The organism is Spongiactinospora sp. TRM90649 (assembly GCF_029382225.1).
GTDB lineage: Bacteria > Actinomycetota > Actinomycetes > Streptosporangiales > Streptosporangiaceae > Spongiactinospora.
Genome location: NZ_JARLTC010000029.1, coordinates 25,941 through 40,447 on the forward strand (window position 1 = coordinate 25,941; position 14,507 = coordinate 40,447).

A 14,507-nucleotide genomic window follows, 5' to 3' on the forward strand; every position below is an offset into this window, starting at 1 on the left:
CGGCCCCGGTCGTGACCGGCAGTCGCGTTCGACCTCACCGACGGTGTCTGATTGACTACCGTGGCGCGCATGTCCACGACCGGATGGGTGCTCTTGTGCCTGTTGAGTGCCCTTGTCGGCCACCTTCTGCTGCGGCTGTGGCCGCGCGCGCTCCCGCCGTCCCGCTGCGGGCCCGCGCCGGGCACGCCGTACGCGGTGCACGCGCTGGCCGTGCTGCACGAGCTGAACGCGGCCACCATGGTGGCGCCCGCGCTGCGCACCGGGCTGAATCGCCACTCGGCGCGGGTGACCGCCCGCCACCTGCGCGCGCTGCTGGGCGGCGAGGCGGTGGCCGTGGTGCCCGCCGACGGCGTCGTCGCCTGGGCGGGCGCGGAGAGCCCGGCCGGGCACGCGGCCGACGCGCTGGCGCACGCCCGCTCGGCGCTCGCCAGGGGGCGTCCCCACGTGGCCGGGGAGCACGGCTGCGAACGCGCCGCCTGCCCGCTCGGCGGCGTCGTGACCGTCCCGCTCACGGTTGACGGCGAGCTGGTGGGCGCGCTGTCGGCCTTCGTCCCCGCGGTGAGCGCCGACTTCGCGGGAGGGGTCGCCGAGGCCGGGCGCTGGGTGTCCGGCCGCCTCGAACTCGCCGAGCTCGACACCTGCCGCCGCCGCGCCAGCGAGGCGGAGATGCGCGCGCTGCGCGCCCAGATCTCTCCGCACTTCGTCTACAACTCGCTCACCGCGATCGCCGGTTTCGTCCGCACCGATCCCGACCGGGCCAGAGACCTGCTGCTCGACTTCGCCGACTTCGCCAGGCACGCGCTGCGCCGCTCCCGCGAGCTGACCACGCTGGCCGAGGAGCTCGGCTGCGTCGACCGCTACCTGCTGCTCGAACGCGCCAGGTACGGCGAGCGGCTGCGGTTCACCGTCCAGGTGGCCCCGGAGGCGCTGCGCGCCCGCGTGCCGATCCTGTGCGTGCAGCCCCTGGTGGAGAACGCGGTCAAGCACGGCCTCGGCGGCCGGGACGGCGTCGGCCAGGTGCGCGTCGTGGTCAGCGACGCCGGGCCGGAGACCCACATCAGCGTGGAGGACGACGGCATGGGCATGGACCCCGCGCGGCTGCGCGCCACCCGTGGCGGCATCGGGCTGGCGAACGTGGACGTACGGCTGCGGCGGATCTACGGAGAGGACTACGGACTGCAGGTGGAGAGCACCCTGGGAGGGGGCACCACGGTGCGGTTGCGGGTACCCAAGAACCGAATCACGCATCCCGATAACGGTCGGTAGTTTTTCTTTACGGGTAGTTACCGTTTCGCTTGCGATGTCGGCGGCGGCACGGCAGCGTTGAGACCATGCTGCGCGTTCTCGCTGTCGACGACGAGTTGCCCGCTCTGGAGGAGCTGGCCTTCCTGCTGCGACACGACGCGCGCATCGGGCACGTGGTCACCGCGACCGACGGCGTGACGGCGCTCCAGGACATGGTCCAGATGATCGGCACCGGCGAGCGGCTCGACGGCGTGTTCCTCGACATCCGCATGCCCGGCTTCGACGGGCTGGAGCTGGCCCGCATGATCCGCGGCTTTCCCGCGCCTCCCGGGTTGGTGTTCGTCACCGGCCACGAGGAGGGGGCGGTGCGCGCCTTCGAGCTTCAGGCCATCGACTACCTGCTCAAACCCGTCAGGGCCGAGCGGCTGGCCGAGGCGGTGGGGCGGCTGGCCGCGGCGGTGACGCCCTCCGGCCCGCCCGCGGGCGAGGAGGAGATGATCCCGGTCGAGCTGGGCGGGCGCACCAGGTTCGTGCCGCAGCACGCCGTGTGGTTCGCCGAGGCCAAGGGCGACTACGTCCGGCTGCACACGGTCGACGGCAGCTACCTGGTGCGGATGTCGCTGGCGGCCCTCGAACGGCGCTGGGCGGGCGCGGGGTTCATCCGGATCCACCGCAGCACGCTGGTGTCCGCGCGGCACGTCCAGGAGCTGCGCTTCGAGGACGGCCGGGCCATCCTCCAGGTCGGCACCGAGACCCTCCCGGTCAGCCGCAGGCACACCCGCCAGGTCAGGGAGCAGCTCGTCCGCCAGTTCAGGGCCCTGCCGCGCTCCTCCTGACCCATTCTCCCGACCATGCCCGGAACCCCCGCGAGGCGGAGTGTGAAGCCCTCCAGGGGGGTCACTACCGGGGGCGTGCTCCGGGTCTGACAGACCGCTCGTCGCGCCCCGGCCACCGCTCGACGTTCGGCGACTCTCCGCACGGCGCTGACTACAGACCGTTGGCAGAGTGGGGTCTCAACCGGGTGCCACGCGAATGATCGTGACCGTAATGTTGCGCGTGTCGGAGCCGAGACCGTGCGCCGGGGGGACAGAGCCAGTCGGCTCGCAATGACCCGGCACACGGCGACCAGGGTGACATTCGGGTGTCACCCCGCGCCGCCTGGCCCCTGACCGGGGGGGAGGGGCCAGGCGGCTCCGGCGTGACGAGGGCGCCCGCACCGGCACCAAGCCGGCTTGCGATCCGGCCCGCGGGGGCGGCCGGATCGCAAGCCCCACGGGCGCCCTCCTCACGCCACGAAGCCGCGGCGAAGCCCGACACCATGCGATCCCCGCCCACCACAACTCGCCGCGGTCCCACCCCCCTGCCCGCCTACCCACCGACGAGGCACCCCCTCCGCGCCGTTGGGGCGCCGCCTTCGGGAGCATGGAGGTCGCGGTGGGTGAGTGGGGTCAGGTGGTGCGGAGTTTCTTGAGGAGGTCGATGTCCTCGCGGTGTTCGGGGGACTTGCCGGGGGTTTCGATGCACAGGGGGATGCCTGCCGCGACGGGGTGGCGCATGATCTCGGCGAAGGCTTCGGCGCCGATATGGCCCGCGCCGATGTTCTCGTGGTTGTCGCGCTTGGAGCCGACCGGGTCCTTGGAGTCGTTGGCGTGGATCAGCTTCAGGCGGCCGGGGGCGATCTCGTGCAGGGCGTCGAAGGTCTCGCGCACGCCGTCCGGGGTGGACAGGTCGTGGCCCGCCGCGAAGGCGTGGCAGGTGTCCAGGCAGATGCCGGCGCGCGGGTGGTGGTCGAGCGCGTCGAGGTAGGGGCCGAGGTCCTGCACGGTGGCGCAGAGCACCTGGCCCTGGCCCGCCATCGGTTCGAGCAGCAGGTCGGGGCCGTCGTCAGGGATGGCGTCCAGCAGCGGCAGCAGGTGCTCGCGGACCTGCCGCAGCGCCTCCTCTTTGGGCCTGTTCACGGCGGAGCCGGCGTGCACCACCACGCCCAGCGCGCCGATCGCGGCGCCCCGCCGCAAGCTGTGCCGCACGCTGGCCACGGACTTCTCCAGGGTCTCCGGGGTGGGCGACCCGAGGTTCACCAGGTACGGCGAGTGCACGAAGGCCGGCATGCCCGACTCGCGCAGCCGGGCGTCCTGGGCGGGATCGCCCGCCGCGAGGGCCCACCCGCGCGGGTTGGACACGAAGACCTGGATCATCTCCGCGCCGATCTCGTCGGCGTACTTGAGGCCGCCCGTCGCCAGGCCGCCGGCGACCATGACATGGCCGCCGATCAGTGAGTTAACGCTCATGGTGCCCGCAAGTTTATGGCGGCGGGGAGACTGCCGGAGCGGCCGGTTGGAGCATGAGACGAAAGGCGGCCCCGATCCGGGGCGCGGCTTGGCCGCCCACGTCATGGACCGCGCCAAGCCCGGGTGTGTCTACTGGATCACATGCCGGAAGGCGAACACGACACGGCGCTCGCCGCGTTCAACGCGCTGAGCGCGGCCCGGGCGCGGGAGGCGCTGCTGTCATGCTGCGCCGCGGCCCGCTTCGCCGCCGCCGTCGAGGGGCGGCGGCCGTTCGCCGATCGGGAGGATCTGGTCACCTCCGTCGAACAGTCGGTACTCCAACTGCCGTGGTCGTGCGTCATTGAGGCGTTGGCGGCCCATCCGCGCATCGGGGAAGCGGGGCCGGGGAAGGCTAGAGAAGCGTCATGGTCGCGTGGGGAACAGTCCGGTGTCGCGGAGGCCGGCGAGGCGACGCGCGACGCGCTCGTGGCGGGCAACCACGCCTACGAGCGGCGCTTCGGTCACGTTTACCTGGTCTGCGCGACCGGGCGCTCGGGGGAGGAGATGCTCGCGCTGCTACACGCCCGCCTGTCGAACGACGAGAGGCGTGAGAGGCGGGTGGTCCGTGCCGAACTGGCCAAGATCACCGGGTTGCGGGTGATCAAGTTGCTGGAGGGGGTCATATGAGCCTGTCGACCCACGTGCTGGACGCGTCGATCGGGCGTCCCGCGGAGGGGATCGCGGTACGGCTGGAAAGCCGCGACGGCGTGATCGACGAGAGACGAACCGACGCCGAAGGGCGCGTCGGGGGCTGGAAGCCGGGCAGAGGGGTGCACCGTCTCGTGTTCGAGACCGGCCACTACTTCGCGGGCCGCGGCATGGAGACCTTCTACCCGGAGGCCACCGTGACCTTCACGGTCGCCGACCCGGACGCGCATTACCACGTGCCGCTGCTGCTGAGCCCGTTCGCCTACACGACCTATCGGGGGAGCTAGCTTGGCGGTAGTCCTCGGACCCAACAGGTACGGCAAGGCGGAGACCCGCGTCGTGCGGGTCACCCGCGGCCCCGGCGGCCACCGGATCAAGGACTGCAACGTCGGCGTCGCGCTGTCGGGCGACATGGACGACGCCCACCTCGGCCGCTCGAACGCGGCCGTCCTGCCCACCGACTCCCAGAAGAACACCGTCTACGCCTTCGCCGCCCGGCACGGCATCGAGCAGATCGAGGACTTCGCGCTGCTGCTCGCCCGCCATTTCGTGGAATCCCAGCGCGCCGTCCACCACGCCCGCGTGAGCGTCGAGGAGTATCCCTGGGAGCCGGTCGCGGGGGGCGGCCACTCGTTCGCCGGGCGGGGCGGCGAGTCGCGCACCTGCGTGGCCCACCACGACCGCGACGGCACCGCCACGGTGGTGTCCGGCCTCGCGGGGCTCGTCCTGCTCAACACCACCGGCTCGGAGTTCCGGGGGTTCGCCGTGGACGAGTACACCACGCTGGCGCCCGCCGCCGATCGGGTGCTGGCCACCGCCGTGACCGCCATGTGGCGCCACACCAAGACACACAGCGGCTATGGCGAGTCGCGGGAGCGGGCGCGCGGCGGCCTGGTCGCCGCCTTCGCCGGAACCCACAGCCGCTCCCTGCAGCAGACCCTCTACGCGATGGGCGAGCGGGTGCTCGCCGACGGCCCGGAACTGTGCGAGGTGCGGTTGTCCCTGCCCAACAGGCACCACTTCCTCGTGGACCTGACCCCCTTCGGCATCCGCAACGACGACGAGGTTTACCAGGTGGCGGATCGGCCGTACGGGCTGATCGAGGGCGCGGTGCTGCGTGCGGGCGCCCCGGCGGCGGGATTCGCCTTCGACTAGCCGATTGGGGCGAACGTGGACTTCATCCGGCCGGCGAACTGGGCGGAGGCGCTGGCGGCCAAGGCCGAGCGGCCCGCCGCCCTGCCCGTTCAGGGCGGCACCGACGTCATGGTGGAGATCAACTTCGACCGGCGGCGGCCGGACGCGCTGCTGGACCTGAACCCGGTGGACGAGCTGCGGCACTGGACCACCGCGCCCGACGGCACGCTGCGGGTGGGGGCGGGCGTGCCGTACCACGTGGTGATCGGCGAGCTGGGCGGGCCGCTGCCGGGCCTGGCGCAGGCGTCGCGGACGGTCGGGTCCCCGCAGATCCGCAACCGGGCCACGGTCGGCGGGAACCTGGGCTCGGGCTCGCCCGCGGGCGACTGCCATCCGCCGCTGCTGGCGGCGGAGGCGGTGATCGAGGTGGCGAGCGCGGCCCGGGGCACGCGGATGATCCCGGCCGACCGCTTCTACCTCGGGCCCAAACGCACCGCGCTGGCCGCCGACGAGCTGATCGCGGCGATCCACGTCCGCCCGGCGGCCGGGCCGCAGTACTTCGCCAAGGTGGGCACGAGGAACGCGATGGTCATCGCGGTGTGCTCGTTCGCCGTGGCGCTGAACCCGGCCGGGCGGCGGGTGGGCACCGGGATCGGCTCGGCCGCGCCCACGCCGCTGCGCGCCGTCGCCGCCGAGGAGTACCTGGCCGGGGCGCTGGACTGGTCGGGCCCGCTCGACCCGGCAGTCGCGGGCCGCTTCGGCGAGTTGGTGGCCGCCGCCGCGTCGCCGATCGACGACGTGCGCGGCACGGCGGGATACCGGCGGCACGCGCTGGCCGTCCTGGCCCGCCGCACGCTGACCTGGGCATGGCACGATTACCGGGAGGCGGGCTGAGGCATGCGCGTGACCTTCACCGTGAACGGCCGCACGGCGGCCGTGGACGACGTCTGGGAGGGGGAGAGCCTGCTCTACGTGCTGCGCGAGCGAGTCGGGCTGCCCGGCTCCAAGAACGCCTGCGAGCAGGGCGAGTGCGGCTCGTGCACGGTCTACCTGGACGGCCTGCCGGTCTGCGCCTGCCTGGTCGCCGCCGGGCAGGCCGAGGGCCGCGAGGTGCGCACCGTGGAGGACCTCGCGCGCGGCGGCGAGCTGGACGCCGTCCAGCGGGCCTTCGTGGAGTGCGGCGCCGTCCAGTGCGGATTCTGCACCCCGGGACTGCTGGTGCAGGCCCACGACCTGATCGAGCGGACCGGACGGCCGGGCGACGCCGAGATCCGCGAGGCGCTGGCGGGCAACCTGTGCCGCTGCACCGGCTACGAGAAGATCATCGAAGCGGTGCGCCTGGCCGCCGAGTGGAAGGCCGCCGGTCGGTGACCGCCCCGCGACGCGTGATCGTCGAGAACGCCGCCATCGCGCCCGTGGAGGGCGAGGAGATCGCCCGGGGCCACCTGGTGATCGAAGGCGACAGGATCGCCTCCCTGGGCGAGGGACCGCCCCCGCCGCTCCCGGCGTCTTCGGCCGTGGAGCGGATCGACGCCACCGGCTGCCTGGTCACCCCGGGGATGGTCAACACCCACCACCACCTCTACCAGTGGGCGACGCAGGGCATGGAGGCCGAGAGCACGCTCTTCGAGTGGCTGACCGGCCTGTATCGCCCGTGGTCGCGGATGGACGCCGAGGTCGTCTCGGGCGCGGCGCGGGCCGGACTGGCCTGGCTGGCGCTCACCGGCTGCACGACCACCACCGACCACCACTACCTCTTCCCGAAGGGCCGGGGCGACCTGTTCGCCGCAACCGTCGAGGCGGCGCGTGAGACGGGCCTGCGCTTCCACCCCTGCCGGGGATCGATGGACCTGGGCAGGTCGAGCGGCGGGCTGCCGCCCGACGAGGTCGTGGAGCGCACCGACGACGTCCTGGCCCACACCGCCGAGATGATCGACGCCTACCACGACCCGTCGTTCTCCTCCATGCTGCGGGTGGCGGTCGCCCCCTGCTCGCCGTTCTCGGTGACCGAGGAACTGCTGACCGGCTCGGCCGAGCTGGCCCGGGACAAGGGGGTCAGGCTGCACACCCACCTGGCCGAGACCCTCGACGAGGAGCGGCACTGCCGCGAACGGCTCGGCGTCACGCCCGTGCAGTACATGGAACGCGCCGGTTGGCTCGGCGCCGACGTGTGGCTCGCGCACTGCGTCCACGTCGGCGACCACGACGTGCGCCGCCTGGCCGCCACCGGCACCGGCGTGGCGCACTGCCCCACCTCCAACGGCCGGGTCGGCGCGGGCATCGCGCGGGCCTCCCACCTGGCGCGCGCGGGCGTACCAGTCGGGCTCGGCGTGGACGGCCCGGCCTCCGCCGAGGTCAACTCCATGGCGGGCGAGGCCAGGATGGCCCTGCTCACCCAGCGCGCCAGGTACGGCCCCACGGCGCTGAGCGCCCGCGAGGCGCTCACCATGGCCACCCTCGGCGGCGCGCGGTGCCTGGGCAGGCAGGACGAACTGGGCTCGCTGGTGCCGGGCAAGCTGGCCGACCTGGCGATCTGGCGCACCGGCGGCTTCCACGCCGCGATCGCCGACCCCGTGGTCGCCCTGGTCCACGCCCACACGCCGCCGCTGGCCCGCCTGCTGGTCGGCGGGGCCACCGTGGTCCGCGACGGCGAGCTGACCACCACCGACGGCCACGCCGCCGCCCGCGCCGGCGCGCTGGCCCACCGCCGCCTGCTGTCACTCGCCGGGGATGTGCTGTGATGAAGGCGCCACGCAAACCGTCCGGCAGGGAGCACGAGTGTCCGCGTCGTCCACGTCATCCACGTCGCCAACATCGTCCGCCAAGGGGCATGTCGTCATCGCGCCCGACAAGTTCAAGGGGTCGCTGAGCGCGGCGGAGGTGGCCGCGCGGGTGGCGGCCGGGCTCGGCCCCGGCGTCGAGACCGTCCTGCTGCCCGTCGCCGACGGCGGTGACGGCACCGTGGACGCCGTAGTGGCCTGCGGGTTCACCCGCGTCGAGGTGGAGGTCACCGGCCCGGTCGGCGACCCGGTGAAGGCCGCCTACGCCTGGCATCCGGGCCCGGCGGGCGGCGTTCCCACGGCGGTGGTGGAGCTCGCCGAGGCGTCGGGTCTGCGCCGCCTGCCCGTGGAGCACACCCCGGGCGCCACGGGGTCGGCCGCCCACCCGGGCGTCGCCCTCGCGCCGCTCACGGCGACCAGCCGGGGCACGGGCGAGCTGATCGCGCACGCCCTGCGGCAGGGCGCCCACCGCGTGGTGCTCGGCTTGGGCGGCAGCGCGTGCACCGACGGCGGCACGGGCATGATGGCCGGGCTGGGCGTGCGCTTCCTCGACGCGGACGGCGCCGACCTGGCCCCTGGCGGTGCCGCGCTGCGCGACCTGGCCCTCATCGACACCACCGGGCTGCTCGACCTCGCCGGCGTCGAGGTGATCGTCGCCGTCGACGTCGACAACCCGCTGCTCGGCCCCTACGGCGCAGCCGCCGTGTACGGCCCGCAGAAGGGCGCGACCCCCGCCGACGTCGCAGTGCTGGAGGCGGGCCTGGCCCGCCTGGCCGCCGTCGCCGCGCACACGCACGGAGTGGTCGGCGCGGCCGAGCACGACGGCGTGGTGCGCCGGATGGGCGTCGCCGCCGAGCCGGGCGCGGGCGCGGCCGGGGGAGTGGGCTTCGGCGCGCTGGCCTTCCTCGGCGCGGAGATCCGGCCGGGCATCGCCTACCTGCTCGACCTGCTCGGCTTCTCCCGCCACCTCGCGGGCGCGCGTCTGGTCGTCACCGGCGAGGGCGCCCTGGACGAGCAGACCCTGCGCGGCAAGGCCCCCGCAGGGGTCGCCGAGGCGGCGGCAGCGGCGGGCGTGCCCGTGGTCGCGGTATGCGGGCGCCTCTTCCTGGGTGAGGAGGAGCTGCGCGCCGCCGGGATCCGGGCCGCCTACGCGCTGACCGACATCGAGCCCGACCCGGTCCGCTGCGTCGCGGAAGCCGGTCCCCTGCTGGAGCGCCTGGCCGCCGGCCACCTCACCCCCTGGGTCACCTGACGATGCACGACCTCGTGGTGCGCTCGCGCCGGGCCGTCCTGCCGGACGGCCCGACCGGCGCGTCGGTCGCCGTCCGCGACGGACGGATCTCCGCGCTGAGCGGCTACGACGCGCCCCCGCCCGCCCGCGAGGAGGTGGACCTCGGGGAGGTGGCGCTGCTCCCCGGGCTGGTCGACACCCACGTCCACGTCAATGAGCCCGGCAGGACCCACTGGGAGGGGTTCGCCACCGCGACCAGGGCCGCCGCGGCGGGCGGCGTGACCACCATCGTGGACATGCCGCTCAACTCGATCCCGCCGACCGTGACCGCCGCCGCGCTGGCGGTGAAGCGGGCGGCGGCGGCCGGGCGCTGCCACGTGGACGTGGCCTTCTGGGGCGGGGCGGTGCCCGGCAACATCGGGGAGCTGCGCGGGCTGCACGAGGCCGGGGCGCGCGGGTTCAAGTGCTTCCTGTCGCAGTCGGGGGTGGAGGAGTTCCCGCCCCTGGACGCGGCCGGGCTGCGCGCCGCGTTCGCGGAGATCGCCCGGTTCGGCGGGCTGATGATCGTCCACGCGGAGGACCCGGAGCTGCTCACCGATCCTGCCGGGCCCGGCTACCCGGAGTTCCTGGCGTCGCGGCCGGAGGCGGCGGAGCGGCGGGCCGTGGAAAGGGTCGTGGCGGCCGCGCGCGAGGCCGGGGCGCGGGCGCACATCCCGCACGTGTCGTCGGCGAACTGCCTCGCGCCGATCGAGCGGGCCCGGCGGGAGGGCGTGGCCGTGACCGCCGAGACCTGCCCGCACTACCTGGTGCTGTGCGCGGAGGAGATCACCGGGACGGCGGCCAAGTGCTGCCCGCCGGTCCGGGAGGCCGCCAACCGCGAGGCGCTCTGGCGGGGCCTGGCCGCCGGGGCGCTCACCTGCGTGGTCTCCGACCACTCGCCGTCCACCCCCGACCTGAAGTCCGCCGACTTCGCCACGGCCTGGGGCGGGGTCTCCTCACTGCAGCTCGGCCTGCCGCTGGTCTGGACCGAGGCGCGGCGGCGCGGGCACTCTCTCGGCGACATCGCCCGCTGGATGGCCGAAGCGCCGGCCGCGCTGGCGGGCCTGACCGGCAAGGGCGCGCTCGCGGTGGGACGCGACGCCGACATGGTGGCCTTCGACCCGGGCGCGGCGTTCACCGTCCGGGCGAGCGACCTGCACCACCGCAACCCCGTCACGCCGTACCACGGGCGGAAGCTGACCGGCGTGGTGCGCGCCACCTGGCTGCGCGGCAGGCTCGCCGGCGGCGACCCGGCGGGGGTGCTCCTGTGACCGGCCCGGCCGGGTTCGCCGGCCTGCCCGACCTCGCGCTGCGCGGCAACGGCGGGTCCGTGGTGGCCGCCAGCGACGAGTCCTTCGCGGCGCGGGAGAACCTGATCCGCCCCGGACGCCCCGGTTTCCAGCCGCACACGTTCGGCGCCAAGGGCCAGGTCTACGACGGGTGGGAGACGCGCCGCCGCCGCGAACCCGGCCACGACTGGGCCGTGGTCCGGCTCGGCATGCCGGGCGTCGTGCGCGGAGTGGTGATCGACACCGCCTGGTTCACCGGCAACCACCCCACCCACGCCTGGCTGGAGGCCTGCGCGCTGCCCGGTCACCCCTCGCCCGCCGACCTGCTCGCCGCCGACTGGACCGAACTGGTGCCGCGCGCCCCGCTGAGCGGCGACGCCGAGCACCACTTCGAGGTGCGCGACGAGCGGCGCTGGACCCACGTCCGGCTCAACATCCACCCCGACGGCGGGGTGGCCAGGCTGCGGGTGCACGGCGAGGTCGTGCCCGACCTGTCCATCTGGGCGGGCATGACCATCGACCTGGCCGCGCTGCGCAACGGGGCGATGGTCACCGCCTCCTCCGGCGGCTTCTACTCCTCCGCCGCCAACGTCATCGCGCCCGGTCTGGCCAGGCACCAGGCGGAGGGCTGGGAGACCGCGCGGCGGCGCGACGGCGGCAACGACTGGCTGGTGGTCCGGCTGGCCGGGCCCGGCATGATCCAGGTGGCCGAACTGGACACCGCCAACCTGGTGTTCAACGCCCCGGCGGCGGCCCGGCTCACCGGCGTGGACGCGCGGCACGGGCCGCCGGGCGATCCGGCGGGGTGGGCGGAACTGCTGCCGCGCACGGCGCTGCGGGCCGACGAGCCGCACGCCGTCCGGCTCGATCCGGCCGCCGCCGCGCGGACGGTCACGCACGTGCGGCTGGACATCTACCCGGACGGCGGGCTGGCCCGCCTGCGGCTGCACGGCCGCCTCGCGGACGGATGATCAGTACCAGATCGTGACGCGGGTGCCGCGTGGGGCCTGCTGGCCCGACAGCGGGAGCTGCCCGCGCACGATGCCGCCGCCCATGCGCAGCTTGCGGACCCTCACCTTGAAACCGGCGGCCTGCAGCTCGCGCTGGGCGTCGGCGACGTTCTTGTAGAGCACGTTGGGGATCGCCAGGACCGTGCCGTCGCCGTTGTTCTGCCCGGTCTCCCACGGCCACTGGAACGGCACGTTGCACTGCGACAGCGTCAGGCTGACCCGCACGGTCTTGTCGATCTCGGCCTTCGGCCGCGGGTCCTGGGCGATGACCGTGCACGGCTCGGCGTCGTCGGTCTGCTCCTTGGACTCGAACTGGAAGCCCTGCTCGCGCAGCCACTGCTCGGCCTGGTCGCGGGGCAGGCCCATCAGGTCGGGCATCAGCAGGCCGGCGCTGAGCGTGATGTCGACCTTGCCGCCCTCGCGGAGCCTGCCGCCGGCCTTCGGGTTGCTGCTCAGCACCAGCCCCCGCTGGACGGTGTCGCTCTCCCTGCGGTGCACGTCGTCGACCTTCAGGCCGAGCTGCGACAGGCGCTCGCGGGCCGTGCCCTCGGGCACGCCGGTGAGGTCGGGGACCGCGACCATCTTGGGCCCCAGCGAGGGGATCAGCGTGAGCCGGGCGCCGCGGTCGACCTCGATGCCGGCCACGGGGTCGGTGCGCAGCACGCTGTCCTTGGTCACCTCGCCGTCGTGGACGCCCTCGCCGATCACCACGGCGAACCCGCGCGACTCGGCCTGTGACCTGGCGATGTCGATGTTCTTGCCGCGCAGCTCGGGGACCTTGAGCGGCGGGCTCTGGGAGAAGAACCAGCCGGTGAAGGCGACGGCGGCCACCATCACCACGCCCAGCGCCACCAGGAACGGGTTGACGCGCCGCCGGGCCCGCTCGGGCATCTGCGGGCGCGGCTGGATCAGCGTGTGGCCCGCGGGAGGCGGCGGCTGGGTGGGCGGGTGCGCCGTGGGCCTGGGCATGGCCCCGGTGCCCGGCATGGACAGGTTGGAGACCGCGTCGCCGGTCGGCGGGACGCTGTCGCTCGCGAGCGCGCGGTGCGCCTCCACCGCGGCGATCAGCAGCGCGCCGGCGTCGGCGGGCCGCTCCTCCGGCGCGCGGCTGGTGGCCGCGGACACCAGCGCGTCGAGCGCCGGCGGGATGTCGGGGATCAGCGACGAGGGCGGCGGCACCGTGTCGTGGACGTGCTTGTATGCGATCGTCATCGGCGCGTCGCCGTCGTACGGCTGGCGGCCGGTGATCAACTCGAAGAGCATGATGCCCGCGGAGTAGACGTCGCTGCGCGCGTCGGTGCGGCCCGTGGTCACCTGCTCGGGCGACATGTAGCCGATCGTGCCGATCATCACGCCGGTGCGGGTCTGGTTGCTCGCCTCCACGGCGCGGGCCAGCCCGAAGTCGACGACCTTGACCCGGCCGTCCTCGGCCAGCAGCACGTTCTCCGGCTTCACGTCGCGGTGGATCAGGCTCTTCTGGTGCGCCGCGCTGAGCGCGGCCAGCACCGGGATGACGATCTCCAGCGACTCGCGCGGGGTGAGCCGTCCGCGCTCGCGCAACGCGTCGCGCAGCGTGCGGCCGGGGACGTACTCCATGGAGAGGTAGACGATGTCGCCGTCGGCGCCCTGGTCGAACACCTGCACCACGTTGGGGTGGGACAGACTGGCCACCGACTTGGCCTCGCCGATGAACCTGCGCACGAACGAAGGGTCCTCGGCGAGGGAACGGTGCATCACCTTCAGGGCCACCGTGCGGTCGAGCCGGATGTCGAGGGCGACGTAGACGGTGGCCATGCCGCCCCTGGCGATCCGGGACTCGACGCGATAACGCCCGTCGAGAAGCCTCCCGACGAGGGGGTCCGCTAGCGTCGTGTCCACGGCCCCGAGTTTACGGGCGTTTTGCGACGGGCACCGCGCCTACGTCCCAAACCGATGCCGAGCCGTTCCCAGGCATTGGGCAAGAACGTACTCGTGGTGTGGAAGGTGACGTCAGGGGACCAGGGGCGATGATGCCTCCGCGTACCTTCTGCGAGGAATGCGGCCTGCCTCGCGCGCCAGGCGGCCCGCCTCGACGCCCCCCCGCATCGCCGCCGCCATCCGGGCGGGGCGCTGCGCGCGGGTGATCGCCGAGGCGATCAGGACGGCGTCGCAGCCCAGCTCCATGGCCAGCGCGGCGTCGCTCGCGGTGCCGATGCCCGCGTCCAGGATCACCGGGACGGACGCCGACTCCACGATCAGCTCGATGCTGTGCGGGTTGCGGATGCCCAGCCCAGAGCCGATCGGCGAGCCGAGCGGCATCACCGCCGCGCACCCGGCCTGCTCCAGCCGCCTGGCCAGGATCGGGTCGTCGCCGATGTAGGGGAGGACCACGAAGCCGTCGGCGACCAGGCGCTCGGCGGCGTCGAAGGTCTCGATCGGGTCGGGCAGCAGGGTCCGCTCGTCCGCGATCACCTCCACCTTCACCCAGTTGGTCTCCAGTGCCTCCCTGGCCAGCCGCGCGGTCAGCACGGCCTCCCCGGCGGTGAAGCAGCCCGCCGTGTTGGGCAGCACGTCGATGCCGCGCCGCCGCAGCACGTCGAGCACGGAGCCGGGGGCGGACGGGTCGAGCCTGCGCATCGCCACCGTGGTCATCTCGGTACCAGAGGCGGCCAGCGCCTGGTCGAGCACGTCGAGGGAGGGCGCCCCGCCGGTGCCCATGATGAGCCGGGAGGAGAACGTGCGGCCCGCGATCGTCAGCGGCGCCGTCTCCGTGCCCGTCTCTGTGTTCGTCTCTGTGGGCGCCGGGCCCGTCATCTGGTCGGTCA

Annotated in this window: 14 protein-coding genes; 11 read left to right on the forward strand and 3 right to left on the reverse strand. The window is 74.0% G+C overall.

The features are described from left to right. Positions 1-69 precede the first annotated feature (69 nt). Together P3X83_RS29605 and P3X83_RS29610 are read left to right on the forward strand one after the other, a co-directional pair. On the forward strand, positions 70-1,266 hold the full coding sequence (locus P3X83_RS29605; RefSeq protein ID WP_277308552.1) for a histidine kinase: 1,197 nt from the start codon (positions 70-72) through the stop codon (positions 1,264-1,266). Between the two features lie 65 nt (positions 1,267-1,331). Then, positions 1,332-2,081, forward strand: a complete 750-nt coding sequence (locus P3X83_RS29610) for a LytTR family DNA-binding domain-containing protein (RefSeq protein WP_277308554.1) — start codon at positions 1,332-1,334, stop codon at positions 2,079-2,081. Positions 2,082-2,693: 612 nt separating this feature from the next. On the opposite strand, the gene P3X83_RS29615 is transcribed toward P3X83_RS29610, so the two are convergent. Then, positions 2,694-3,533: a deoxyribonuclease IV gene (locus tag P3X83_RS29615; RefSeq protein WP_277308555.1), complete on the reverse strand. Its 840-nt coding sequence runs from the start codon at positions 3,531-3,533 to the stop codon at positions 2,694-2,696. A gap of 141 nt (positions 3,534-3,674) precedes the next feature. Here P3X83_RS29615 and uraD point away from each other — a divergent pair, with 141 nt between their 5' ends. Genes uraD through alc form a run of 9 tightly spaced genes read left to right on the forward strand, consistent with a single transcriptional unit; the run spans position 3,675 to position 11,664 of the window. Further along, on the forward strand, positions 3,675-4,199 hold the full coding sequence (uraD, locus tag P3X83_RS29620; RefSeq protein WP_277308556.1) for a 2-oxo-4-hydroxy-4-carboxy-5-ureidoimidazoline decarboxylase: 525 nt from the start codon (positions 3,675-3,677) through the stop codon (positions 4,197-4,199). Further along, on the forward strand, positions 4,196-4,507 hold the full coding sequence (gene uraH, locus P3X83_RS29625) for a hydroxyisourate hydrolase (protein WP_277308557.1): 312 nt from the start codon (positions 4,196-4,198) through the stop codon (positions 4,505-4,507). The genes uraD and uraH overlap by 4 nt, the downstream gene beginning before the upstream one ends. A 1-nt stretch (position 4,508) precedes the next feature. Continuing rightward, positions 4,509-5,375: a factor-independent urate hydroxylase gene (gene pucL / locus P3X83_RS29630; RefSeq protein ID WP_277308558.1), complete on the forward strand. Its 867-nt coding sequence runs from the start codon at positions 4,509-4,511 to the stop codon at positions 5,373-5,375. A gap of 15 nt (positions 5,376-5,390) precedes the next feature. After that, positions 5,391-6,248: an FAD binding domain-containing protein gene (locus tag P3X83_RS29635; protein WP_277308559.1), complete on the forward strand. Its 858-nt coding sequence runs from the start codon at positions 5,391-5,393 to the stop codon at positions 6,246-6,248. Positions 6,249-6,251: 3 nt separating this feature from the next. Next, positions 6,252-6,725: a (2Fe-2S)-binding protein gene (locus P3X83_RS29640; RefSeq protein ID WP_277308560.1), complete on the forward strand. Its 474-nt coding sequence runs from the start codon at positions 6,252-6,254 to the stop codon at positions 6,723-6,725. Further along, positions 6,722-8,095 (forward strand): 8-oxoguanine deaminase, encoded by a 1,374-nt coding sequence (locus P3X83_RS29645; protein ID WP_277308561.1) that lies wholly within the window; start codon positions 6,722-6,724, stop codon positions 8,093-8,095. Before P3X83_RS29640 ends, P3X83_RS29645 begins: the two co-directional genes overlap by 4 nt. A 37-nt stretch (positions 8,096-8,132) precedes the next feature. Beyond that, complete coding sequence (locus tag P3X83_RS29650; protein ID WP_277308562.1) at positions 8,133-9,386, forward strand: glycerate kinase; 1,254 nt, start codon at positions 8,133-8,135, stop codon at positions 9,384-9,386. Further along, entirely contained in the window at positions 9,383-10,675 is a 1,293-nt protein-coding gene (allB, locus tag P3X83_RS29655; protein ID WP_277308663.1) for an allantoinase AllB, read from the forward strand. Before P3X83_RS29650 ends, allB begins: the two co-directional genes overlap by 4 nt. Further along, entirely contained in the window at positions 10,672-11,664 is a 993-nt protein-coding gene (gene alc / locus P3X83_RS29660; protein ID WP_277308563.1) for an allantoicase, read from the forward strand. Before allB ends, alc begins: the two co-directional genes overlap by 4 nt. Here alc and pknB read toward each other — a convergent pair whose 3' ends face one another. Next, positions 11,665-13,581, reverse strand: a complete 1,917-nt coding sequence (pknB, locus tag P3X83_RS29665; protein WP_277308564.1) for a Stk1 family PASTA domain-containing Ser/Thr kinase — start codon at positions 13,579-13,581, stop codon at positions 11,665-11,667. A 111-nt stretch (positions 13,582-13,692) separates the two neighbouring features. Next, positions 13,693-14,496, reverse strand: a complete 804-nt coding sequence (locus P3X83_RS29670; RefSeq protein ID WP_277308664.1) for a thiazole synthase — start codon at positions 14,494-14,496, stop codon at positions 13,693-13,695. Positions 14,497-14,507: the final 11 nt, after the last annotated feature.